The 23929-nt window shown below is 40.5% G+C and carries 22 protein-coding genes; 11 read left to right on the forward strand and 11 right to left on the reverse strand.

Annotated elements, in window-relative coordinates; all coding sequences use genetic code 11:
* Positions 1-170 precede the first annotated feature (170 nt).
* Entirely contained in the window at positions 171-2579 is a 2409-nt protein-coding gene (locus BM386_RS08180; protein WP_091692566.1) for an ABC transporter permease, read from the forward strand.
* 9 nt (positions 2580-2588) lie between these two features.
* On the opposite strand, the gene BM386_RS08185 is transcribed toward BM386_RS08180, so the two are convergent.
* The gene (locus tag BM386_RS08185) at positions 2589-3518 is read right to left on the reverse strand and encodes a LysR substrate-binding domain-containing protein (protein ID WP_091692567.1); all 930 of its coding nucleotides are present in this window, start codon (positions 3516-3518) and stop codon (positions 2589-2591) included.
* Positions 3519-3619: 101 nt separating this feature from the next.
* On the opposite strand from BM386_RS08185, the gene BM386_RS08190 reads away from it, so the two are divergent.
* A complete protein-coding gene (locus BM386_RS08190; protein WP_091692568.1) occupies positions 3620-4177 on the forward strand; it encodes a peroxiredoxin in 558 nt (185 codons plus the stop codon).
* Between the two features lie 77 nt (positions 4178-4254).
* Positions 4255-4845 (forward strand): carboxymuconolactone decarboxylase family protein, encoded by a 591-nt coding sequence (locus BM386_RS08195; RefSeq protein WP_091692569.1) that lies wholly within the window; start codon positions 4255-4257, stop codon positions 4843-4845.
* Positions 4846-4910: 65 nt separating this feature from the next.
* Here BM386_RS08195 and BM386_RS08200 read toward each other — a convergent pair whose 3' ends face one another.
* The 3 genes from BM386_RS08200 to gndA all read right to left on the reverse strand — a co-directional run bounded on the left by BM386_RS08200 (position 4911) and on the right by gndA (position 7064).
* Positions 4911-5276: a HepT-like ribonuclease domain-containing protein gene (locus BM386_RS08200; RefSeq protein ID WP_244545479.1), complete on the reverse strand. Its 366-nt coding sequence runs from the start codon at positions 5274-5276 to the stop codon at positions 4911-4913.
* The gene (locus BM386_RS08205; RefSeq protein WP_091692570.1) at positions 5245-5544 is read right to left on the reverse strand and encodes a nucleotidyltransferase family protein; all 300 of its coding nucleotides are present in this window, start codon (positions 5542-5544) and stop codon (positions 5245-5247) included. Before BM386_RS08205 ends, BM386_RS08200 begins: the two co-directional genes overlap by 32 nt.
* A 107-nt stretch (positions 5545-5651) precedes the next feature.
* Positions 5652-7064 (reverse strand): NADP-dependent phosphogluconate dehydrogenase, encoded by a 1413-nt coding sequence (gndA, locus tag BM386_RS08210; RefSeq protein ID WP_091692571.1) that lies wholly within the window; start codon positions 7062-7064, stop codon positions 5652-5654.
* A 195-nt stretch (positions 7065-7259) separates the two neighbouring features.
* Between gndA and zwf the strand changes: the two genes are divergently transcribed.
* The 5 genes from zwf (at position 7260) to BM386_RS08235 (ending at position 13744) form a co-directional block, all read left to right on the forward strand.
* Complete coding sequence (gene zwf / locus BM386_RS08215; RefSeq protein ID WP_091692572.1) at positions 7260-8786, forward strand: glucose-6-phosphate dehydrogenase; 1527 nt, start codon at positions 7260-7262, stop codon at positions 8784-8786.
* A 126-nt stretch (positions 8787-8912) separates the two neighbouring features.
* Positions 8913-9641, forward strand: a complete 729-nt coding sequence (pgl, locus tag BM386_RS08220) for a 6-phosphogluconolactonase (RefSeq protein WP_091692573.1) — start codon at positions 8913-8915, stop codon at positions 9639-9641.
* 124 nt (positions 9642-9765) lie between these two features.
* On the forward strand, positions 9766-11802 hold the full coding sequence (locus BM386_RS08225) for a hypothetical protein (protein ID WP_091692574.1): 2037 nt from the start codon (positions 9766-9768) through the stop codon (positions 11800-11802).
* Positions 11803-11988: 186 nt separating this feature from the next.
* Positions 11989-13317 (forward strand): rhamnogalacturonidase, encoded by a 1329-nt coding sequence (locus BM386_RS08230; RefSeq protein WP_091692575.1) that lies wholly within the window; start codon positions 11989-11991, stop codon positions 13315-13317.
* A gap of 58 nt (positions 13318-13375) precedes the next feature.
* On the forward strand, positions 13376-13744 hold the full coding sequence (locus tag BM386_RS08235; RefSeq protein ID WP_091692576.1) for a DMT family protein: 369 nt from the start codon (positions 13376-13378) through the stop codon (positions 13742-13744).
* Positions 13745-13754: 10 nt separating this feature from the next.
* On the opposite strand, the gene BM386_RS08240 is transcribed toward BM386_RS08235, so the two are convergent.
* On the reverse strand, positions 13755-14798 hold the full coding sequence (locus BM386_RS08240) for a zinc-binding metallopeptidase family protein (protein ID WP_091692577.1): 1044 nt from the start codon (positions 14796-14798) through the stop codon (positions 13755-13757).
* Positions 14799-15144: 346 nt separating this feature from the next.
* Between BM386_RS08240 and aqpZ the strand changes: the two genes are divergently transcribed.
* The 3 genes from aqpZ to BM386_RS08255 all read left to right on the forward strand — a co-directional run bounded on the left by aqpZ (position 15145) and on the right by BM386_RS08255 (position 16858).
* Positions 15145-15852, forward strand: coding sequence for an aquaporin Z (aqpZ, locus tag BM386_RS08245; RefSeq protein ID WP_280141005.1), 708 nt, complete (start codon positions 15145-15147; stop codon positions 15850-15852).
* 62 nt (positions 15853-15914) lie between these two features.
* Entirely contained in the window at positions 15915-16367 is a 453-nt protein-coding gene (locus tag BM386_RS08250; RefSeq protein ID WP_091692579.1) for an outer membrane insertion C- signal, read from the forward strand.
* A 32-nt stretch (positions 16368-16399) separates the two neighbouring features.
* Positions 16400-16858: a DUF1905 domain-containing protein gene (locus tag BM386_RS08255; protein WP_091692580.1), complete on the forward strand. Its 459-nt coding sequence runs from the start codon at positions 16400-16402 to the stop codon at positions 16856-16858.
* Here the strand turns inward: BM386_RS08255 and BM386_RS08260 are convergent.
* From BM386_RS08260 to BM386_RS08285, 6 genes are read right to left on the reverse strand one after another with little or no spacing between them, the layout of a single operon-like run.
* Complete coding sequence (locus BM386_RS08260) at positions 16855-19257, reverse strand: TonB-dependent receptor (protein ID WP_091692581.1); 2403 nt, start codon at positions 19255-19257, stop codon at positions 16855-16857. The genes BM386_RS08255 and BM386_RS08260 overlap by 4 nt on opposite strands.
* A 27-nt stretch (positions 19258-19284) precedes the next feature.
* Positions 19285-19998, reverse strand: a complete 714-nt coding sequence (locus tag BM386_RS08265; protein ID WP_091692582.1) for a fatty acid desaturase — start codon at positions 19996-19998, stop codon at positions 19285-19287.
* Positions 19999-20021: 23 nt separating this feature from the next.
* A complete protein-coding gene (locus tag BM386_RS08270) occupies positions 20022-20867 on the reverse strand; it encodes a 4-hydroxy-3-methylbut-2-enyl diphosphate reductase (protein ID WP_091692583.1) in 846 nt (281 codons plus the stop codon).
* Between the two features lie 18 nt (positions 20868-20885).
* Complete coding sequence (locus BM386_RS08275) at positions 20886-21581, reverse strand: lycopene cyclase domain-containing protein (protein ID WP_091692584.1); 696 nt, start codon at positions 21579-21581, stop codon at positions 20886-20888.
* Positions 21582-21583: 2 nt separating this feature from the next.
* On the reverse strand, positions 21584-22426 hold the full coding sequence (locus BM386_RS08280) for a phytoene/squalene synthase family protein (protein WP_091692585.1): 843 nt from the start codon (positions 22424-22426) through the stop codon (positions 21584-21586).
* Positions 22427-22448: 22 nt separating this feature from the next.
* Positions 22449-23927 carry a phytoene desaturase family protein gene (locus tag BM386_RS08285; protein ID WP_091692586.1) on the reverse strand — a complete coding sequence of 493 codons (1479 nt, stop codon included), beginning with the start codon at positions 23925-23927 and terminating at the stop codon, positions 22449-22451.
* Between the last annotated feature and the right edge of the window lie 2 nt (positions 23928-23929).

Below are 23929 nucleotides of genomic sequence, written 5' to 3' on the forward strand. Positions count from 1 at the left end.
AAGATTATCTGCAGGTTGGTTAAGACCAACTCAACGTTGTCCGTGGGTGGACAAAATTTTTCAAGTTCGAACGTAGGCTTCATCATAATCCTTCTATTGACGCAATTAATACACATTTCACTTGGCTTTCTCTTTGCAAAAACTGCAGTGCAAACCAGTCTGTCAGCGATATGATCATCAATAATTACTTCAAAACTGCCCTCAGAATTCTTCGACGAGAGAAGAGCAATTCCATTATTAACATAGCCGGACTGACTCTCGGGATTACCGGAGGTTTGATTCTTTTCTTGCTTGTTGCAAACGGGTCCAATTTTGACGATTATCATAAAAACAAAGACAGAATCTATCGGGTAGTCACCTCAGAGAAGACCAGCAATGGAGAGTCTTTCACGCAGGGAATCCCTCCGATTCTGGTCAGCGCATTTCAAGATGATTTAGAAGCAGAAGTGGAAACTGCCACCTTTACCTCCTATCGCCGCAATTCTATGATCGGCTTTGCTAAGCCAGACGGTTCATTTTCCAAGGTGGTAGAACCCACGGGGGTCGCCTACGCTGAACCTTCCTTTTTCGATATTTTCGATAGAGAATTTTTGATTGGTGATCCTTCTAGCATTGAAAGCCCAAATACCGCTTTGATCTCAAAGACCTGGGCTGAGAAATATTTTCAGAAAGAGGATCCGGTGGGTGAAGTAATTAAGTATGATGACAAGGATTTTAAAATCAGTGGCGTCCTAGAGGATTATCCTGTAAAAACCGACTTGCCTTTTGACTTGATGCTTTCATATGCAACTATCAAAAAGGAGAAAGAAGGCAGCGAATGGGGTGGCATTTCGGATACGGATAATTGTTACTTTTTATTGAAGGAAAATGCTTCAATAAAAAATCTGGAAGCTCAGTTGCCTGGATTTACGGAGAAATACTACGGAGAAAAAGACAAATCCGGCTTTGGAAAGAATTTCCTTATTCAGCCACTCAATACACTTCATAGTGATATGCGATTTGGCAACTACAACTCAAAAATGCCCTTCATAGCCAAAGTAACTTTTATAGGTATTGGGTTAGTTTTATTAGTTAGCTGTTGCATCAATTTTGTCAATTTGACTACAGCCGCAGCAGTGAAGCGAAGCAAAGAAATCGGCATCAGGAAAATTCTGGGAAGCTCCAGATCCCAACTCATTTTCCAATTGCTCAGCGAAACGCTTTTAGTGACATTTATCGCCACTGGATTCTCGGTTATTTTAGGGGAATTCCTGTTGAAATTCATCAACCCTTATTTAGGCCTCAATATCTCACTTCAATTAACTTCAGGCCTGTCTGTTTGGATTTATCTGATAGGTGTCATGATCATTGTCACTCTCCTGTCAGGACTGTATCCAGCTTGGATTATCTCTTCTGGCAAAGGCGGAAAAGTGTATTCTTCCAATAGTTCTGAAAAGAAAAGAGGATTCTCCATGCGCAGTTCGTTGGTGGTAGTCCAGTTTTTCATTTCCCAGTTCTTTATCATCGCGACCTTGGTCATGTATTCTCAGTTTCAGTACATTCAAAAAATAGATCTTGGATTTCAAAAAGATGCGATTGTGACTTTGCCAATTCCGGTGAATGAACAAGTGGATACCATACAAAACCAAAGTGTGATGCGAACGCTGAAAGGTGAATTGCAACGCTTATCAGGCATTTCTATGGTCAGCCTAAACAATGCTCCACCATCATCAAGTGGCGTTCTTGGCACCAGTTTTACCTTGCCGGGAAGTGACGAACCAATCAGTACCCAGATCAAAGAAGTGGATGGCGATTACATCGACTTATTTGAACTGGAACTGCTCGCCGGAACTGGGCTTTCTGATATGGATACCATGTCCGGCTTTGTGGTAAATGAGACATTAGCAAAAGCTGCTGGCTATGAAGATTATAAGGACTTGGTGGGTGAACAAATAGACCTTTGGGGAAATATGATGCCGGTAAAAGGTGTTGTAAAAGATTTTAATACCACTTCTCTTTCCAAACCTATGGAACCTGTGATCTTACTTAATAATCTAAGTGGTTTTCATAATATTTCTCTCAAACTGGAAGGGGATAGTTTCGAACAAAACCTTGCGCTAATCCAAGATAAGTGGGAAGCTGCCTATCCGGAGCATATATTCAGTTACAGTTTCCTAGACGACCAGGTGAAGAATTTGTATAACGGGGAAAGAAAAACATCCACAACACTTGCCTTATTCTCTTCCTTGGCGATTTTCATCGGCTGCCTAGGTCTGTATGGTTTGGTGACCTTTATGGCCAATAACAAAACAAAGGAGATCGGCATACGAAAAGTCTTGGGAGCCACGTCTGAAAGTATCGTATTACTTTTCACAAAGGAGTTTTTCAAATTGATCTTTTTTGGATTTGTATTGGCTGCTCCGATTGCAGGATTTGTAATGAATATGGTGCTAAAAGAATTTGCCTACCAGATTTCTCTAGGACCAATATTGTTTCTTTCCGGACTCGGAATCACATTCATCATCGCCTTTATCACCGTTGGGTTTAGGTCTTTTGGTGCGGCTATGGCAAACCCTGTGGACTCACTCAGATCAGAATGATGGGTTGGACTACCTCCATTTTACTTTGATGTAATCATCAATTTTCTGAAACCTTTCTGGAATTGACTTGAGAATACTTGCGCGCAACACTTCAATCAATGCTTCCTTGGTAAAGCTACTTTGGACGACAAGACTGATCTCGCGCACGGGTTCCGGAGAGTCAAATCTTCTGATTCTTTCATTTCCAGATTCTGAAAGCACAGCCATTTCAGGTACCAGCGTATACCCCACTCCTTTGTCGACCAATCGAATCAAAGACTCAATGGACCCGCTTTGATATTCAAAACCAAAGTTATTTCTGGTTCTATCGCTTTCGCAAATTGCCAAGGTCTGTTCTCTAAAGCAGTGTCCCTCATCCAATACCAGCATTTGATTGGGATCCAATACGGCTGGAGTGATATGCCATTTTTTTGAGAAAGGATGATTTTCTGGCAAATAGAGGAGAAAGGGTTCATTGAAAAGTGAAATTTCCCGAATCGATTTTTCTTCGATCGGAGTTACTAAAATCCCGATGTCAAGCGTCCCTTTTTGAAGCTCAGAGATGATTTCCAGGGTTTGAAGTTCCCTAATCTTCAGTTTTGTCTTAGGATTGGCTCGAACGAACTCAGGCAAAAACAAGGAAAGTAAATAGGGCGCAATGGTGGGAATTACCCCAATTGTAAATGTGCCTTCTAAAGATTCCTTTTCATCCAGGACAAATTCATTCAAATCGGCCACTTCCCGAAGAATTTGGCGGGCTTTCAGAAGGATCTGCTCCCCGGCTTGTGTAGGTTTTACCGGCTTGGCGTCACGATCAAAAATTTTGACTCCTATCTCTTCTTCCAACTTTTTGATCTGCGTAGTCAAGTTTGGCTGAGAGACATGGCAACTCTCAGCAGCTTTCACAAAATGCCGGTGATTATCCAAGGCTACGATATACTCTAATTGATATAGCGTCATATAACCCAAAGTTATAAAGAGATAACAATTATTAATTTGATTGATAGAAAATTCATAGACAACTTTGTGTAACAATTTTGAAAACTAAACCTTACAATATTATGAGCAGCAGAATGCTTGGCTTGGGTGCTGAATTCCCAGCTTTCGAAAAAACCGCAGTAGTTTCTAGAGAAAAAGGACAAGAATTCCAGACGATCAGCAACAATATCCACACTGCCGACGGCAAATGGATGGTGATGTTCTGGTGGCCAAAGGATTTTACTTTTGTTTGCCCAACTGAAATCGCAGAATTCAACAAGAATGCAGGTGAGTTTGCAGACAGAGACGCAGTATTGGTAGGCGCATCTACTGATTCTGAATTCGTTCACTTGGCTTGGAGAAACAACCACGAAGATCTACGTGACCTTAAATTCCCAATGCTAGCTGATACTTCTAAGTCTCTTGCAGAGGAACTAGGTATTCTTGAAGCAAACGAAAAAATCGCTTACAGAGCTACTTTCATCATCGATCCTCAGGGAATCGTTCGTTGGGTATCTGCATACGATCTTTCTGTAGGAAGAAATGTAGAAGAAGTATTGAGAGTGCTAGATGCGCTTCAGACTGACGAGCTTTGCCCATGTAACTGGGAAAAAGGAGAAGCTACCTTGAACCTGAACTAATTCAGATCTCAAACCTAATTTCAGCAAAGGAGGTCTCAGGATCTCCTTTGCTTGTTTTCAAACCTTAATCTTACATCATGGAAGTATTAAATGTAAATCAATCCGTAGCCGAACTTTTGGAAGTAGTAGGATTGAATGAAGAGTTTACCAATGAATCTTTAAGAAATCTGGGCGATTCTGATTCCAGATATGTGAAGGATTTGAAACTCAACTTTAAGACCATTCTTAAAGGCGATAAACTAAATCAAAAGGAAGTGGCTTTGATGGGATTGGCACTAGCGGCTAATGCAGCAAACAATCCACTTCAAGCATTTTTTAGAAAATTGGCAGAGGAAAACGAAGCGACTGTAGCCGAAATCGGTGAAGCAGTAGCTTGTGCTTCTTTGCTCAGCAGCAATAACGTACTGTACAGATTCCGCCACTTTGTAGAAAAAGAAAAGTACGGGCAAATTCCCGCAAGACTCCGTATGAACATAATGATGAATCCTGTGTTAGGAAAAGAGTTCTTCGAATTGATCTCAACTGCAGTATCAGCAGTGAACGGCTGCCAGATGTGCGTGGCTTCTCACGAAAATCACCTGATCGAATTGGGATCCAGCGAAGAAAGAATCTTCGAATCCATCCGCATGGCATCTGTCATCACGAGCATAGTGAAGGTGATCTATTAAGAATTATAGTCCGGTATATAAATGCAAAAACCTCCTGAGTGATCGGGAGGTTTTTTTGTTGACAATTATTTTAATAACCTAATAATTTCATTTTTTAGTTTGGGTAAGTGGTTGATCAGAATAGACCAAATATTTTCATCTGAGATATTGTCATAAGCATGAATAACCTGATTTCTAAGTCCTACAATGGATCGTGCATTTTTGATTTTGTCTTCAAAAGAAGGATCTCTTTTTAGAATTCGATTAAGTGCTTCACCAACTATTTCAAGATGTCTCTCCACTGCTCTTTTTCTCATGGAATTCTTATTGTAGTGGTAAAAATTTTTCTCCTCAGCCGGGAAATAACTTTCTATTTCCTCAATTGAAAAATGAATATCATAAAGCCATTTTTCGATCCTCTCATCTATAAATTTGCTGCTTATTACGATCAATGGATCGTATTAGTACAGGGTTTTTTAGTGTTTGTTCTTCGACTAAATCAACTTTTCGTTTGAGCAACTTCTCCAATTTATTTTTCAGATCTAGGTAATTGTCAAAATAGTTGAACAAATCGATCTTTTGGAAGGACACCAATAAATCTACATCGCTTTTGGGACTAAACGATTCCGATGCGACAGAGCCAAAAACATAAAGTTTATCAACTTTATGGCTGATGCAAAGCTGAATAATCTTCTCAATATTGGTTTGGATAATTCCCATGCTTAAAAATACGAAATACTCTGAAATACCCTAAAGACAAAAGCTCGCCAATATTCTTAGCGAGCTTTTACATTCTCTGAAAACCGATCACTGACCACTGCCAACTCTTATTTCCCCCATTCGGTATGGAATATTCCTTCTCGATCCGTACGCTCGTAGGTATGCGAACCAAAGTGGTCGCGCTGCGCTTGGATAAGATTTAGAGGCAGTTTAGTAGAAGTATAGGCATCGAAGTAACTCAATGCAGAAGAAAGTCCCGGAACAGGAATTCCGTTTTTCGCAGCAAAAGCAACTACTTCACGAACTGCAGGTAAAGTCCCTTGAACTTTAGGTACGAATGAAGGTGAAAGCAACAAGTTAGGAATGGAATTATCCGCAGTGTAGGCTTCCGCGATATCAGCCAACAATCCTGCTCGGATGATACAGCCTGCTCTCCAGATTTTGGCGATTGTAGACATATCCAGATCATAGCCATAATCTTTGGAAGCATACATCAACTGATGCAATCCTTGCGCATAAGCGATGATAAAGGAGAAATACAACGCTTGCTCTGCCTGAGCTATCAGTTCTTCCTTTGCGATATGTGCTACCTCTGGGCGAGAATATAATTCGTCTGCCTGTACTCGTTCATCCTTCAGCGCAGAAATCTCACGCATGCTTACCGCCATATCGATGGTCGGAACAGGAATTCCCAAATCCATCGCATTCTGAGAAGTCCATTTGCCTGTTCCTTTTTGCTTGGCTTTATCCAAAATCATATCCACCAAATCAGCAGAAGTCAGCTCATCTTTTTGGGTAAATATCTCTGCGGTGATTTCTACCAAGAATGACTGCAATCGGCCTTTATTCCAAGTATCATAAACCTGATGAAGTTCCTCATTGGATAGGTCACAGGATTTTTTCAGCAAATCGTAAATCTCCGAAGTCAGCTGCATCATGGCGTACTCAATGCCATTGTGCACCATCTTTACGTAATTTCCAGCTGACTTTGGACCTAAATAAGCCACACATGGTTCTCCTTTGTATTTTGCAGAAACTGCCTCAAAAATTGGCTTTACGTATTCGTAAGCTTCTTTGTCTCCGCCAGGCATGATGCTTGGGCCTTTTCTAGCACCTTCAGCACCTCCAGATACTCCAGATCCAAAGAAGTGAATTCCTTTTTCTTTTAGATAAGCCTCTCTTTTGTCGGTATCGGTGAAAAATGAATTTCCTCCATCAATGATAATATCTCCTTTGTCCAAAAGTGGCAAAAGGTTTTCTATTGCACTATCTACGATTTTTCCAGCAGGTACTAGAAGCATGATTTTCCGTGGAGTAGATAAAGCCTGAATAAAAGTTTTGACATCCGTCGTGGCTTTCACATTATCCATGCCTTCAGCTTCAACTTCCATAGCCTTCACCTGAGCTTCGCTTAAGTCATATCCAAAAGCTCTAAATTTATTGTCAGCGACATTCAAAATAAAATTTCGCCCCATCACTCCTAGGCCAACTAATCCAAAATCGTAATTCGTATCCTCCATCGTTTCTTTGTGTTGTTTTTCAAATTTGCTTCTAAGCCTACCAGCTTGCAAGGTTAGAAATAAATATGGGTTATTTTTGCGTCTATTGCCTCCAAAATTAATGGATTGAAGGTTGGCTTTCTAGTAAGATTGATAAATTTGTGACCGCCCAAAGCAGGGTTTTGATACAAAAACCATAAAAATACGCCTCAAGAAATGAAAAAAACACAAAACCAGATGCTTATAATTTTTGGTGCGTCAGGTGATTTGACTGCACGAAAACTGGTTCCGGCAATATATAACCTCTATAAGGGTAAGCATCTTCCAGAAAATTTCGTGGTTTTGGGCGCTAGCCGAAGTGCGATGACGGATGAGGAATTCCGTCAGAAAGTAGTTCAGGAAAGCGAGTTTTTGAAGGATAAAATCAGTAAGGAAGAGAAAGCTTATATAGCTGCTTTTGCCGAAAAGCTATTTTATGAAGACTTGGGGGATGACTATGACAGCAAGTACGATGGGTTGGCAAAGAGGATTCAAAAGCTGAATAAAGAAAAGAGCTGTGATGAAAATTACATCTTCTACCTATCCACACCTCCAAGTTTATACGAAGTAATCGCTAAGAATCTTTGCGAAGCTGATCTTACCACAGAAGAAAATGGCTGGAAGCGCATCATTGTGGAGAAGCCTTTTGGATATAGTTTGGCTACTGCTCAGGAGTTGAACGCAGGTTTGCACAAGTATTTCAACGAACCTCAGGTTTATAGAATTGATCATTATTTAGGGAAAGAAACTGTTCAAAACCTACTTGTAACGCGATTTTCCAATTCTCTTTTCGAACCTACCTGGAATCGCAGATACATCCACCATGTGGAAATCACCAATGCAGAAACTGTCGGTGTAGAGAAACGTGGCGGGTATTATGACAAGTCCGGCGCACTTCGGGACATGTTTCAAAGTCACTTGCTTCAAGTCGTTTCCCTTATTGTGATGGAGCCACCCATCAATTCCAGTGCTGAGGAAATCCGGGATGAAAAAGTAAAGGCCTTAAAATCTCTTCGCATAATGACAAGTGACGAAGAATTGGCAACCCACACCATGAAGGGCCAATATGTGGCTTCGACTATCGATGGCAAAAAAGTAAAGGGCTACAGAGAAGAAGACGGAGTTGATCCTGATTCTAAAACGGAGACTTTTGCGGCAGTTAAGTTTTTTGTAGACAATTGGCGTTGGAAAGATGTGCCATTCTATGTCCGCACAGCGAAGTATATGCCGACAAAAGTGACTGAGGTGGTAATCCACTTTAAGTCTCCGGCGCATGAGGTTTTCAAAAGCCAGGATGCATACCAGAAGGACAATAAAATCATCATTCGTATTCAGCCTGATGAGGGAATCCTGATCAAGTTTGGAGTGAAAGTTCCGGGCTTGGGCTTCCATGTGGAGCAGGCAAATATGGATTTCTACTATTCAGATCTCGACTCAGCAGAGATTATGGATGCTTATGAGAGATTACTATTAGACGCTATGCAGGGAGATGCAACACTTTACGCGAGAGCTGATGAGGTGGAAGCTGCCTGGAAGTTTGTAGATCCAATTTTGAAATACTGGCAAAATGAAGATGTACCAACTTACGGTTACGCAGCGGGTACTTGGGGACCTAGAAACTCAGATGAAATGTTTGAGGGGCATTTTGGCTGGAGAAATCCAGGAAAACGTCTCACTGACGAAACCGGATTCTGTATTCTGTAATCCTTTTTTACCGCAAAGTTCACGGAGAATTTCGCAGAGGGCGCAGTTTATTAATTAAGCTTTCGCTAAAAGTGGGAAAACTTAATTAATCCATCCTGCGATCGTAATTATAAATTTTCAAACTCAATGACACTAAAAATATACGATACCAAAGAGCAAGTTGCCGAGGAATTTTCTGAATACTTCCGAGACTTGGCAGCTAGCGATCAAACGATCCACGTTGCGCTGTCAGGCGGCAGCACTCCGAAGATTATTTTCGACTATTTGGCAGAAAATTTTGGAAGCGAAATCAACTGGTCAAAAATCAAGTTTTACTGGGGTGATGAACGCTGCGTGGCACCGACAGATTCTGAAAGCAATTATAAAATGACAGTGGATCACCTGCTGTCAAAAATAGAAGTTCCTTTCTTCAATATTTTCAGGGTTTTAGGAGAAAATGATCCCGAAGAAGAAGCTCAGCGCTACAGTAAAGTCCTATCCGATGAATTGCCGATAGTCAACGGAATACCACAATTCGATCTGGTCATGCTCGGCATGGGTGATGATGGACATACCGTTTCTATTTTCCCGGATTCCATCTCTCTTTGGGATGCTAAAGAAAACTGCGTGGTAGCTACGCATCCTGACTCAGGGCAAAAACGTGTGACGATTACAGGAAAAGTCGTGAACAACTCCAAAGCGGTAGCTTTCTTGGTAACAGGAGCTGGAAAAGCAGAAAAAGTACAGGAAATTGTGATGCTTGAAGGAGATTTTGCCAACTACCCGGCTTCACTGGTCAAGCCTATCAGTGAGAATTTAACTTGGTTCCTTGATCGGGATGCAGCAAAAAATCTAGATTTTTCTGAAGAGTATTAGAGCAACTAGTGATACCATGGATAGGCCTATATACGGGTTAAGGTTATTTAACTATTAAATCAGGCATTCGTATAGTTAAAATCTGGGGATTGAAGTATCTTAAGGTTCAATCTAGTACATACTCATGCGAAAATTAGTAGTTATTCTTTTTTTGTTGACTTGTAAATCAGTTTGTGGACAAGATGGAATAATTAAACCAAAGGATATTTCTACACTTGATTCCGTTATTTATTCGCTGGAGAAGGAATATGAAAATAGTATTGTTCCTGATTATTTCTCCCTGCCACAGACCACTTCTGATTATTTTGAGATAAAAACCAGTGACCTAGATGGCTTTAGCGAAGTATTCAAAAAGGCAAATAGCATTGAGGAGTTGATGGCTGCATATCCTCAATTGATTGTGGATAGAAGCTTGCTTATCATAAAAAGCCAGTACATTGATTACAAGGATAATGAGGTGATAGCTATAAAAACGTTTGAAATAAAAAACAATAGAAATCACGAAATAGTCATTCCATATTCTGATTCTCTGGAAAAGCAATTAAAATTTTTTGAATTCTATAAAAGCTACAAATCCGATCTTTACACTATTTCCGGATTTTTTTTAGAAGATTATTTTCAATCGTATAAAATTCCGGAGAAGTACGCAGACTGGCTTTTTTATGGGGATGTACTTATTCAGCCTGAGGAGAAAATTTTTATTGTTGAAAATAAATCAATGCCTGACTTCACAACTACTGAGGAAACGATTATTGATTCATTGGTTTCTTATTTTGATTTAAAATCCGGAAAACCATTTTACCCAAAGGATCCCAATAATTTAAATCATTATAGAGATTCTCTTGAAATGTGGAGGACAAAAAGGAAATCAGATTTGAGTAAGATTTATGAAGAAGATGCTACTTTCAAAATCCTTTTGGACAGTGCACTTACTTTTGCCGAAAAATCCCAAGTCACAAATGGAGACTTAGAAGATTTTACGGCACATTTACTATCAAAAGAGCGGGCTTTAAATCTGATGAGGCTTAATCAGCAGGTAGGTTCCTGCAGTTTTGATAATGGTCCACTAGAGCAGCAGAAGAGGATCGCAAGGCTTGCGGCTGAAACCCACGATTGGAGCATATTTATCAAAGCTTTTTTAAACGTGATGAATGACCAAGTCTCTAGAGTAGCTGACAATTCTATAGCTTCTGAGGCTCGCTCTACCTATGTGCAAGAGCTAAAAAAGCTAGATTTAGACATGTACAAAATTCTTCTTGGGGCAAACTTAAAAGTGAAGAATGGAGATCAAGCACATTACTTTGCTGATGGAAGCAAGATCGCTCAGGCTTTTGCCAACCTAGAGGAAAATGATCAAGAATATTTTGAAAATACACTTGTACGTATAATCCAAGACAATTCTGTTGATGATTTTAATAAGCTCCACCATTACAACACTTTTCTCAATTATCAATATTTTCAAAACAAAACAGATGACTCTCTAAGAATTGCGGATAAAATAAATTCGCTTACTCCTTATTTACCTTTTACCATAAAATCCAGGATAGAGAATCCAAATAAACAATTGTCCGAATTGCTTCATCGAGAAGCCAAGACACTAGAAAAATTTGAAATTTTAGACTCCGATATTGGCAACATTTTATCCTACAGCTACAGTGGAGATTGCTGGATGGCAGATATGGTAGAAAAAGGCAATGAAAGCAATATTGTATATAATCTCACTATGCCCATAACGGACGAAATAACTCCATTTAATAATTTCACCACTCATATGTCTGAACTCAAGCGGAGAATAGAAAATCATGATTTCATCCAACAAATAGCAAATCAAAACCTCTCCAATAGGATCTATATAAACTTTACAGACGATCGGTCATTTGCCAACTTTAAAGATAGAGTCTTGGAGAAAATCCCTGAAAAAATAAAAGAAAGTGAGTCGTTTGAAAATGCTTTATCCTTTTACATTACCTTCTCGAATAGACGGTATGTGCGGTTTATCCTATTGGAAAATAACGCTGTTCTGGTATTGGGAATACCCGAGGGGTTTACTTTACCAGGCTATGATTTTGATGAGTTGGTTACCGCTACATCAGAAGGATTTTTACACAAGAGTTATGACAGCTACAAATTGTTCAACGAAAAGGGGAAGATGCTAAATTAGCCCTGATAAACCGACCTAAGGCATAGTTTCCAGAGATATCAAGCTCTTCCTTCGAACAGCTCTTTCTCACGTCTCCTTTTGGAATTAAATCCCTACAGGATACCACCTGATGGCATTGCGCTTGACTTTTAATAGACTTGTAACTTGACTTGAACTTTGTAATTAATCGAACCAATTCTGATCTGAATGAGAACGCTATTTTCTTCCTGTTTCTACTTCCTTTTGATATTTCAGACTGGTTTTTCTCAGCAACAAGCCACAGAAACCTGGCCTGATGGAAGCGAGATCTCACCTTGGTTTCATGATTATTCCAAAATCAAATTGGAAGACCTAGGCAAGCAGTATGTCTTGACTGATTTTGGGGTTGAAAATGACAGCAGTATCATACAAACGAAGCAAATCCAAGCTGTAATTGATGAGGCTGAAAAAAATGGAGGTGGGGTCATCATAGTCCCAAAAGGCACTTTTCTAAGCGGAGCGCTATTTTTCAAACCCAAAACCCATTTGCATGTCGTGGAGGGCGCTGTATTAAAAGGCTCAGATGATATTGCAAATTATCCTTTGATTCCTTCTCGTATGGAGGGTCAAAACTTGGATTACTATGCCGCACTTGTCAATGCCTACGGAGTTGATGGATTTACTATTTCTGGCCATGGAACAATCAACGGAAATGGATTGAAATTCTGGGAGGCTTTTTGGCAGAGAAGAAAGGAAGATCCCAACTGTACTAATCTGGAAGTATCTCGACCACGGTTGGTGTTCATCTGGAAAAGTAATGACGTGCAGGTTCAGGATGTAAGTCTCATCAATGCAGGCTTCTGGAGCAGCCATTATTATCAATGCAAAAACATTAAGCTACTTGATCTCACGATTACTTCTCCACATGAACCTGTCAAAGCACCAAGTACTGATGCGATTGATCTGGATGTCGTATCAAACGTGCTGATCAAAGGATGCTACCTCGCAGTGAATGACGATGCGATAGCACTTAAGGGCGGGAAAGGACCTTGGGCAGATGAGGATCCAAATAACGGGGAGAACACCAATATCATCATCGAAGACAGTGAATTTGGCTTTTGCCATGGAGCACTTACCAATGGTAGCGAATCGATTCACAATAAAAATGTGATCATGCGGAATATTAAGGTGCAGGATGCTGTACGCCTATTGTGGCTGAAAATGCGACCTGACACTCCACAACACTATGAATACATTACCTTAGAAAATATCACAGGCAAAGTCCGCAGCTTCATCTATGTGAAGCCTTGGACTCAGTTTTTTGATCTCAAAGGCAAAGAAGAAGTTCCTCTTTCCTATTCGGACCACATCACCATGAAAAATATGGACTTGGAATGTGATATATTTTTCGATGTGGCGATTACAGAGCACGATAGACTTTCCGATTTTACATTCGAAAACCTGAATATACGAGCTGCAAAAGCTGATTTCGAACCAGACTTTGTAAAAGGGTTTGAAGTAAAAAATGTGGTAGTAAACGGTAAAAAATTGGACTGATCACCGCATACAAGCAATCAATAAAATCCTGAAATTCGCGGTTCTAATCACCTCGCAAATGAAGGCTCTTCTCACGATCGCACTGCTAATTCTTTCCAATACCTTCATGACTTTGGCTTGGTACGGCCATCTAAAGTTTGCCGAATGGAAATGGTTCAGTAAGCTGGGTTTGGTTTCGGTGATTTTGGTGAGCTGGGGAATCGCCTTATTCGAATATTGCTTTCAGGTTCCAGCCAATAAAATAGGCTTTGATGGCAATGGTGGTCCTTTTTCCTTGGTTCAACTGAAAGTGATTCAGGAAGTGATCACGCTGGTCATATTTATGATTTTTTCCTTAATCGCTTTCAAAACTGAGACCTTCAGACTCAATCATCTTATTGGATCCATATTCTTGGTTTTAGCCGTTTACTTTTTCTTCAAGAAGTAGTTATATCCCCTCATAGATTATAAATAAGGGTATGGATAAATTTCATTTTAGTCACCGCAGCTGAGCTGACCACAAAAGGATACGCATCGGGCACTCCCATACTTCTGTTCAGACTATTGATAGCAAATGATATGGGTGCCCAACTTTGATAGATTTTTTCAAAGTCTCTTTTTTCATAAGGATCAAAGGTAAATGCCCCTTTTAAGCTCTTTTCTTTGACGTTTGGGTTAACTGATATCCCATAGTAATAAGCCGTCTCGGCCATATCCATGATGTGTAAATAATGTGCCCAAGTCTCCGCCCAATCCTCCCAGGCATGTGAACTAGCATATTGGCTGATAAATGTCTGCTGCCAATTTGAAGGAGCTCCTGTTTGGTAGTAATTCTTCAGCGCTTCACCATAATCTAAGCTGTCATCACCAAATAGATTTCTGAATTCCAAAAGGCGCTTTTCATTGTTAGCCACTAATCTATCCCAAAAGTAATGACCCACTTCGTGGCGAAAATGCCCGATTAGCGTACGGTAAGGTTCTGACATTTGCTTTCTCATCTGCTCTCTATGCACTGAATCCGCTTCAGAAAGTAAAATTGTAATCAATCCATTTGCATGGCCAGTCATGATCTGACTGTCTCCCTGACGGGAAATAAAATCAAATGAAAGTCCAATCTCAGGATTTGTCTCCTGGGGAGGAATAGCTAACTCAAGCTTCAGTAATTGATAAACAAGTCTGTGTTTTGCAACCTCAAGCTTCTGCCATTTGGGAAAGTTTTCTGCATCAGATAAATCTGGAATAGTCCTATTGAGTTCACAGGCAGGACAAAACTCATTGTCTTGCTCTGCTGGAATCAACCAATTGCAAACTCCCAGATCTTTGTTTTCGCAGTATTTATAAGCCTTACCTTTTCGATCAGAAATAAGGGGAAATTTACTGGGATCAAATGTGAGCATTGTCGAAGTAGTGCTGGAATAACCAGTAAGATGCCCACATTTTTCACAATGATCGTTTTCGAAATAAAGTGGATGAGCGCAATTTCCGCATTCAAAAATTTTCATATCGTTTTTGCTAGGTAAGGTAAGATAGGAAGAAGTTTAACTCACATTTCAAGCCAGTAAAATAGATTTCCTTAATTCTACCAATGAATCGAATCAGTAAGCTTTTTAATCTCATTCTTTTTAAAACACATGAGAACTTCACGATAATAGTATATCTCTTGAGGGAATAAAAAATCACAGTATGGGACAAAATTCACCAATTAAGCCATATTCACTCGTTGGCTTCCAAAATCAAAGACAATCTGACCAAATTTACGTTACCCAAACCATCAACGGTGAATGGCAAGACAACAAAATATTAACACAGTAATAGTCATTTTTTAGAAATAATATTTGTAAATTCATTATACTAACTACAACCCCCACTTTTATGAAAAAACTCGTTGCAGAATTTATTGGAACCCTCTGGCTAGTGCTAGGTGGTTGCGGAAGTGCCGTATTAGCAGCAGGTTTCCCTGAACTGGGAATTGGATTCGTCGGAGTATCTTTTGCCTTCGGCCTTACTGTTTTAACAATGGCCTATGCTATTGGTCATATCTCCGGTTGCCATCTCAACCCCGCTGTGACTGTGGGACTTTGGATCGGAGGAAGGTTTGATAGCAAGGATGTCATAGGATACATCATCGCGCAAGTTCTGGGTGGTTTGGCAGGCGCCGCTATTTTATATACGATTGCTACAGGCAAAGCTGGAGTAGAGCTAGGAGGATTTGCCGCAAATGGCTATGGTGAGGCGTCTCCGGGAGGATATAATCTGGCTTCCGCCTTAATTACAGAGGTAGTGATGACCTTTATGTTTTTGACTATTATTCTTGGATCTACCTACCCTAAATCACCGGCTGGATTTGCAGGAATTGCCATTGGTTTAGCCTTGGTTTTAATCCATTTAATCAGTATTCCTGTCACAAACACATCCGTAAATCCTGCCAGAAGCACTTCTCAGGCTATTTTCGCAGGAGGAATTTACTTGCAACAATTATGGCTTTTCTGGCTTGCACCGATTGTGGGAGCCGTTTTAGCTGGAATTGTTTATAAATACCTAGCGCCAAACGAATAATTAAAGAAAAAAGTGAATATTTGTAAGTAGTATTTTCTATTTATAATATATCCCATATTAATATGAAGTATTTAAAGATTTTAACTCTTGTATTGTTTTTTGGATTGGGAGCGTCACTTGAAAGTAATGCTCAGGAACTAGGTATTCGTTTTGGTCAATTCGGAGGAAACAATGTGGCTATTGACGGAGTGTTTGCCCTTGGCGAATTCAGTAGAATCCATGGAGACGTCAGCTTCGGGTCAGGCGTTGGCATTGACCTAATTTGGAACCCACTCTACAGACCGGTGGGATCAAGTGATTTCAACTGGTATGCCGGTTTTGGCCCGTCAATTTATATCGATGATCCATTCTCTTTTGGAGTAGCTGGAGAGATAGGCATTGAATATGCATTTGAAGAAGTACCTATTGTAATCGGTGCGGATTGGCGACCTACTCTTCGTATTGTCGAAAACACTGATTTCTTTGCAGATGTCTTTGGTCTCAATATCAGATGGCGATTTGGTAATATAAATTAATAATTAGAGCAGGTGATCCCTGCTCTTTTTTTATGCTAAAATTAGTTGACGGTGAATTCCTTATTGAGCGAATGCAGGGGAAAGGCGGCTGGAGCTTTGTGAAATTTCCAAAGGAAATTATGCCCTCTTCCAAAGCCTTTGGAATGATGAAGGTATCCGGCAGTATCGATGATTTTTCTTTTGAAGGGAAACATCTCATGCCCATGGGAAATGGGTATATTTTCCTTCCATTAGCCAAACCAATACGCACAAAAATAGGCAAGCAGGAAGGAGACATCGTTTGGGTGAAACTATATAAAGAAGAAATCCCGGAAGAGATCCCGCTGGAATTAATAGCGTGCCTGAAAGATGACCCTGGAAAATATGACCTTTTCCAAAAGCTCTCTAAAACAGATCAAAAACACTGGATAGAATACATCTTTAGCACTGATAAGATCGAAGAAAGGTCAGACAGAATACTTAAGTTACTTCATCAATTGGACAAGTCTTAGAATTCTACGATTAAGCCCACGGTCGGCAAAACCGTCCCGGCCGGGTTGTTTAGATAGTTCAATTGATATCTTGTAGGGTCAGCTGAATCTACTAATATATTGCCTTCTCCATCTCGCTTAGGCACTAACAAAGGAGGTTGCTCCGCTTTGAAGTTATACACATTCTGGATATCTATATACCAATTCAAATTCCATTTTTTGAAGTAGTACTTTTTGTCCAGCCTCAAATCCAGCTGATGAAATCCCTTTAAACGAATTGCGTTGATTTGATCATAATCCAAAATAGGCTGATTTCTCAAATCCCAATTACTAATTAAGCTTGACTCCTCATAGTCATAAGGGGTATAAGGAGTCCCACCTAAGAATCTCCATCTCGCTCCAACTTCCCAGTTATTTCCAAATCGCCTGCCCGCTGTCAAACTGATTATAAATCGATTGTCCCATGAGGAAGGCACATAGCCGTCGGTATTAGGATTAGTAAACTCACTTCTTACCAAAGTAAGCGCGGCAATCCCATAGAAATTGTCGAAAAGACGTTGCTGGGCAAGCATCTCCAACCCATAAGCTCTACCTTCCGAATTGGACTCCACAGGCTCATTTCCAATAACCCCAAAGTCTGCTCCAAGGTTAGCCAAAGAAATCCCATTGCGAAGAGAGGAAGGGTAATTGCTGTATTTCTTATAAAATACCTCAGCTGTAAAACGGCGATTTTTCTCCGGAACTAACCACTCGATTCCACCAATCAGTTGTGAATTTCGAATGAAAAGCACATCATTAAGCTGATTGACTAGCTGCCCATCTTGGTCCTGAAATCCCAAAACTGTATAGGATGGTTTCTGATAATATATCCCTGCATTGGCAGTGGCAAAAAGATTAGGCCTCAATTGGTAGGAAAAAGAAACGCGGGGACTGAGCTGGTTGAACGGGTTTTGGGCGGTTTCCCCAAAATCAGCACCGTCAATTCTAATTCCACCTGTGATCAGCAAACGCTCATCATACAGATTCTTGCTGGCAGACAAAAAACCACCGTACATGTTGTAATTGCTGGTAGATTCTACGGAAATCACCTGCCCGCTACTGGCAAGGGTAGCCCGGTCAAAATTATTGATGTAATACCTGGAGTACTCATAGTTAACCCCGTATTTGAACGTGTAGCCATTTTTGAAAATACTGTTTTCCGCACGGAATTTATTCTCAGACTCTTGAGATAGGTAGTTAAACAGCAGATTATCCTCATTGCTATCGTCATTGCCAGAATACTTCACAGACTGATTGTTCAGCATATTCCTGCTGAGCACAAACGTCCAGAAACCATTTTCCCTAAATCGCTTCAACCTGACTCCCGTGGCATAATTCCATTGATTTTGGACCGGTAGCACATTCAAAAGGTAAAGGCGGTTTTCCCGCTCCTCCTCCGTTTCATCATCGGGAATGTCCTCGTTCAACACAAACTTATCTATCGCTCCCACTCCGATAAAAGTAAGCTCTGTTTTCTCGTTGATTTTGGTAGTAGTTTTCAATTGAAAATCATTGAAAGTCGGAAGAAAAGGTAAGCCAATCAGTTTGAAAAGTCCTTGTAAATAGGATCGGCGAGCTGAAAGCAGATAAGTTGTTTTCTCTCCAATCGGCCCCTCGTTGGACAAAGTCAATTCTGAAGCGCCCACGGTTAGCTGAGTTGCCATTTTGTCTCTACGTCCTTCTTTGAGCTGAAATTCAAAAAAAGAACTTAGCGCATTCATACGATTCGTAGGAAATCCGCCGGCAATCAAATCCACATTTTTGATCAGATTGACATTCAATATCCCGACAGGTCCTCCAGAAGATCCTTGGGTGGCAAAATGATTGATAACAGGCACTTCTATCTCATCGATAAAGAACTTATTTTCGTTTGGCGCGCCACCACGAATCAAAATATCATTCCTGAAGCTCGGCGTACTTGCCACACCCGGTAGCGCTTGTATCACTCTGGAAATATCCCTGTTTCCGCCAGGATAGCGCTCTATCTCATTAGCATTAAGCTTTCTTACCGAAAGCGGTGTCTCTTCGGAACGGGAAAACTCAGAACTAACCACTACTTCTGAGAGCTCTGAAGCATCCTCGGTTAGGACAAAGTCCAATTGAACCGGTCTAGCCAAAGTGACCTGTATCTCGAATTGGGTTTTGGTTTTATACCCGACAAAACTTGCTCTTACATTGTACAGCCCTGGAGGAACATTGGTGATTTCATAAAAACCCTGCTCATCTGAAATAGCTCCTAATTCAGTATTCAATAGGAGAACATTAGCGAAGGCAACCGGCTCATTATTTACTGGATTGGTGATTTTACCACGAATAACTCCCTGAGAATAAGTGGTCGCTGAGAATGTAAAAAGAGATAGTACAAGTAGAAATATCCTCATTTAAAATATAAGATAAGTGTGGTGACTTTACCCTTGCTCGATGGATTGAGATTCTTTGACCCGCCAAAGTCTCCACCAAGGAGTGCCAGGCGAATCATGGTGCTCATAATGGTATCCAAAGAAATAGCAGGTAATAAAAGCCCAAAAATGGTTTTTTGATTGTGTAGTTGAGTGATGTTTGTTGTCATTTACTCCCCGATGCGGCAGATAGGTACCAAAGAAAAAAAGCTGGAAAGTAGATAGGACCGCTGGAAGCATCCAGAATACGATCAAGTTCTCTGTAGGGAGGAATAGCTTCAGAATATTGAATGTCACAGCCATCAAAAGAATTTGCCATATGGTAACGTATTGCTTGATAAAGCTGAAATACCAGGCAAAGAAATTATCAGATTCATGGTAATCCGGATCTTGATCTGTGGCTACAAAACGATGATGCTCGTGATGCTTAGGGAAGAGTCTGCTGTAGAAATTATAGGAGAAAAGTAGGGCTGTAGTCCAGCCAAGAGCTTTGTTGATCTTTTTGTTGGAAGATACCAAGCCATGCATCGCATCATGGGAAGTGATGAATAGTCCGGTATAGAGATGCATTTGAATTAACACGCCAAAATAAACGAGCGGATCAAACAAGGAAAGCGGATAATTCAGAAGGAAAATTAAACTGGCAAACCACAGGATAATAATCACCGAGGCAATCAAAATTCCTTTTGGGTCAACAGTCGCATAATTGATTTCTGACTTCATACCGGCAAGTTGGGAATGTTTTCTCAAAAAGTCAGGATTCTTTCCCTCACCTGCTCCATGAGCCACATAGGCGTAGAGGTTGCCCCACATATTCCCACTTGGTCATTATCAGTAAACCAATCACGCTCTATTTGGTCAGAGTTAGAGACGAAATAGGTATTTGGGTTGGTGTCCTTACAAACGTTGAATAGAACTTTGCCATTAGAAGACTTCGTACCACTGACAAAAACTATTTTATCAAATTTGGTGGCAAAATCACGAAGTTCTTTGTCCCGATTGGAGACTTGTCGGCAAATCGTATCATTCGTGTTGACGGCTATGCCATTATCCTTGAGTACATTATTGATCTCGTAGAATTTATCTGTGCTTTTAGTCGTCTGGCTGTACAGCGTGATGTTTTTGGGGAGATTTTCTAAGTCCAATTCGGAAATATCCTGAAAGACTACCGCTTCATTATTAGTTTGACCAAGTAAACCGATCACCTCAGCATGTGCATGCTTTCCATAGATGTAGATGGAATCTCCCTTGTCAAATGAATTCTTAATACGATGTTGCAATTTCAGCACTACCGGACAGCTGGCATCGATCAGGGTAAGATTGTTTTTTATAGCAAGCTCATACGTAGCAGGCGGCTCACCATGTGCGCGGATAAGCACATTCTCGTCACGGAGTTCTTTAAGGACATCATGATCAATGATTTTCAAACCCTTCCTTTTCAGGCGATTTACCTCTTCATCATTGTGAACTATGTCACCCAGGCAATACAAATGCCCAGTTTCATCCAGGATATCCTCAGCCATCTCAATGGCATAAACTACCCCAAAGCAGAAGCCTGAATGTGCATCAATCTGAACGTGAAGATTCTTCATAACCAAATAACTTAAAGCTTATTGAATTGTTTTTCTCTTTATGAAATATTCATAAAACGAGACATTCATCAGCAGCAATGTCATAGAATAAATCGTATCCTCAATCGGCACTGTCCATATTCGAATTCCCAGATTTTCCGCATTGTTATATATCACAACTGGCTCCGGGGTGGTTCCTCCAGTGAGCACTCCATTACAAAGGATAAAGGGAATGAGGTGAACCAAATAGGCAAACAAAAACCTGCCCATGTATTTATCCTTAAATATCAACCAGTGAACTGCAAGCGCCACAGCTCCTACACTAAAATTAACTGCGGTGTACATTTTATCAAAATTGATAAATGCTAAAATCAGCAATACCGGTATCATGATATACACAAAGTACTTTCCGGCAGGTTTGAAGATATCCTTTGGGAAAAAGTAAATCAGCACCTCATAGATGAACATACAGGCGTATGGCACGGTGAAGAAGAAAAGCCATTCTTCTAGAGGAAGCTCAAAAAAATAAATCCCCAGTATATACCTTGGATTGAATTCCCAGATTCCAATTAGCGTAAACCAATGGTCCCAAATCAAAAAGAAAACTGCCGTGATTAAAATGGCCGGAAACAAAGCATACCACTTGCTAGCAAATTTAATCCTTGATTCGAAAGACCGAACCAGAGGAAAGGAAATTGCAAATAGGTTTACCGCCAAGTAGAGGTAGATTTCCATACTTAGCTCAAGCCTAATTTACTTCCGAAATAAGTTCCAATCAGCAAGCTGAATTTTTGGGAATTAGGAATTCTGATACGCTCATGAGCTATTTTGGCAGCAGAAAGTCCCTTGATTTTATCAAATAATTTCTGATAATATAAGTAAGCTACTTTCACTCCTAGCTTTGCTCCATCCGGAAGATTGGCAATGCCGATAAGCGCTTCGTCAAAATCCTTTTGAATGTCTTTTTCTATCAGTTCTTTAGCTGACTTATCGAATTGCTCAAAAGCAACACCCGGGAAATACACTCTTCCCCGCTCTTCGAAATCACTTTTGATATCACGCAAGAAATTGACTTTCTGAAAAGCAGAACCCAGCATTTGAGCCGGTCTCCTCAGTTTCTGATAGGCTTCTTCATCTCCATCTACAAATACTTTCAGGCACATCAATCCTACCACTTCCGCCGAACCATAGATATACTCTAGATACCTATCATCATTATAGGTAGTGAAGTCCAGATCCATTGCCATGCTACGGAAAAATGATTCGATCAGCTCATGGTCAATATCGTACTTATTTACAATCATCTGAAAGCCGTGCAGCACTGGATTCAAAGAAAGACCAAGCTCAATTGATTTGTAGGTTTCCTGTCTGAATTCTGCCAATAATTTGGCTTTGTCATGGGTATGAAACGTATCCACTATTTCGTCTGCAAAGCGCACAAAGCCATAAATAGCATAAATGGGCTGATGGAATTTCTTGTCCAAAGTTTGAATACCAAGGGTAAAACTGGTACTGTAGCGCTGGGTGATCAGCTTGCCACATTCCAGGCTGGTTTGGTCAAATAACTCCTTTGCGTCCATGAACTTTAATATACTTGTTTTATTACGAATTTTCCCGAATAACCTCTTTTGCAACGACATAGCCAGAAATTAATGAGGGAGGAACTCCCGGTCCCGGTACAGTCAATTGACCTGTATAGAACAGATTTTTTACTTTTTTGTTTTTCAGCGAGGGCTTTAGTATTGCCGTTTGCTTCAACGTATTAGCCAAACCATAGGCATTCCCTTTGTATGCATGATAGTCTGTTTTAAAATCTGAATGCGCATAAGACCGCTTGAAGATCACATGAGAGCGTATTTCCTGACCGGATATTTTCTCCAGTCGATCCATTATTATATTATAATATTTTTCTCTGGTCTCCTCAGAGTCTTCCAAATCAGGAGCTAGTGGAATAAGCAGAAATAAATTTTCCATCCCTTCTGGGGCGACTGTATCATCGGTTATAGAAGGCACACAAGCATAAAATAAAGGGGCTTCTGGCCATCTAGGGTTAGAATAGATCGCATCCGCATGTGGGCCAAGAGGCTCATCAAAAAACAGATTATGGTGGCGGAGGTTTTTCAACTTCTTGTCCACTCCCAGATAAAAGAGCAAACTGGACGGAGCCATCACCCGCTTATCCCAATACTCTTCACTGTAGTTACTGTATATGGGATTGATCAAATGCTTGTCCACATGGTGATAATCTGCTCCTGCTATTACCAAATCTGCATACACTTTCTCTCCGGATTTCAATCTCACTTGCTTGGCTGTACCCTTCTCTATTTCTATCTCTTCTACTTCTGCATTGTACCTTATTTTCACTCCTTTTTCTTCAGCTAAGGCTACCATTCCAGCAATGATCTCATGCATTCCTTTTTTGGGATACCAAGTACCTAAGGCTATATCCGCATAGTTCATCAGGCTGTAGAGGGCTGGTATATTCTCCGCAGTCTCTCCGAGAAATAACACCGGGAATTCCATCAAGCGAATGATTTTCTCTGCTTTGAAAAACTTCCTCACATGAACTGCCATGGACTGAAACACATCCATACGCATGACATCCCTTAGAAGCGATAGAGATGTAAACTCTAAAATAGAGCGACTGGGCTTTTTCACCAAGTCATGAATTCCTACTTGATATTTATACTTGGCCTGCGCCAAAAACTCATCTAATTTCTCCCCAGCACCAGGCTCTATTTTCTCGAGCTTTGATTTGAATTCATCCAGATTTGCAGGAATATCCAAGATATCATCCTGTCCATATACCACCGCATACGAAGGATCTAGGCGTATTAAATCGTAATAATCAGAGGGCTTTTTGCCAAAATGCGAAAAATAATCTTCGAAGATATCGGGCATCCAATACCAGCTCGGACCCATATCAAAGGTAAAACCGTGACTTGAAAATTTCCTTGCTCTTCCTCCGGGAGAATCATTTTTCTCCAGGAGGGTAACCGAATAATTATTGGCAGCAAGATGGGTTGCAGCAGAAAGGCCTGCAAACCCAGACCCAATTACCACCGCATGTTTTTTCGTCATCT

The organism is Algoriphagus locisalis (assembly GCF_900116615.1).
GTDB classification, from domain to species: Bacteria; Bacteroidota; Bacteroidia; order Cytophagales; family Cyclobacteriaceae; genus Algoriphagus; species Algoriphagus locisalis.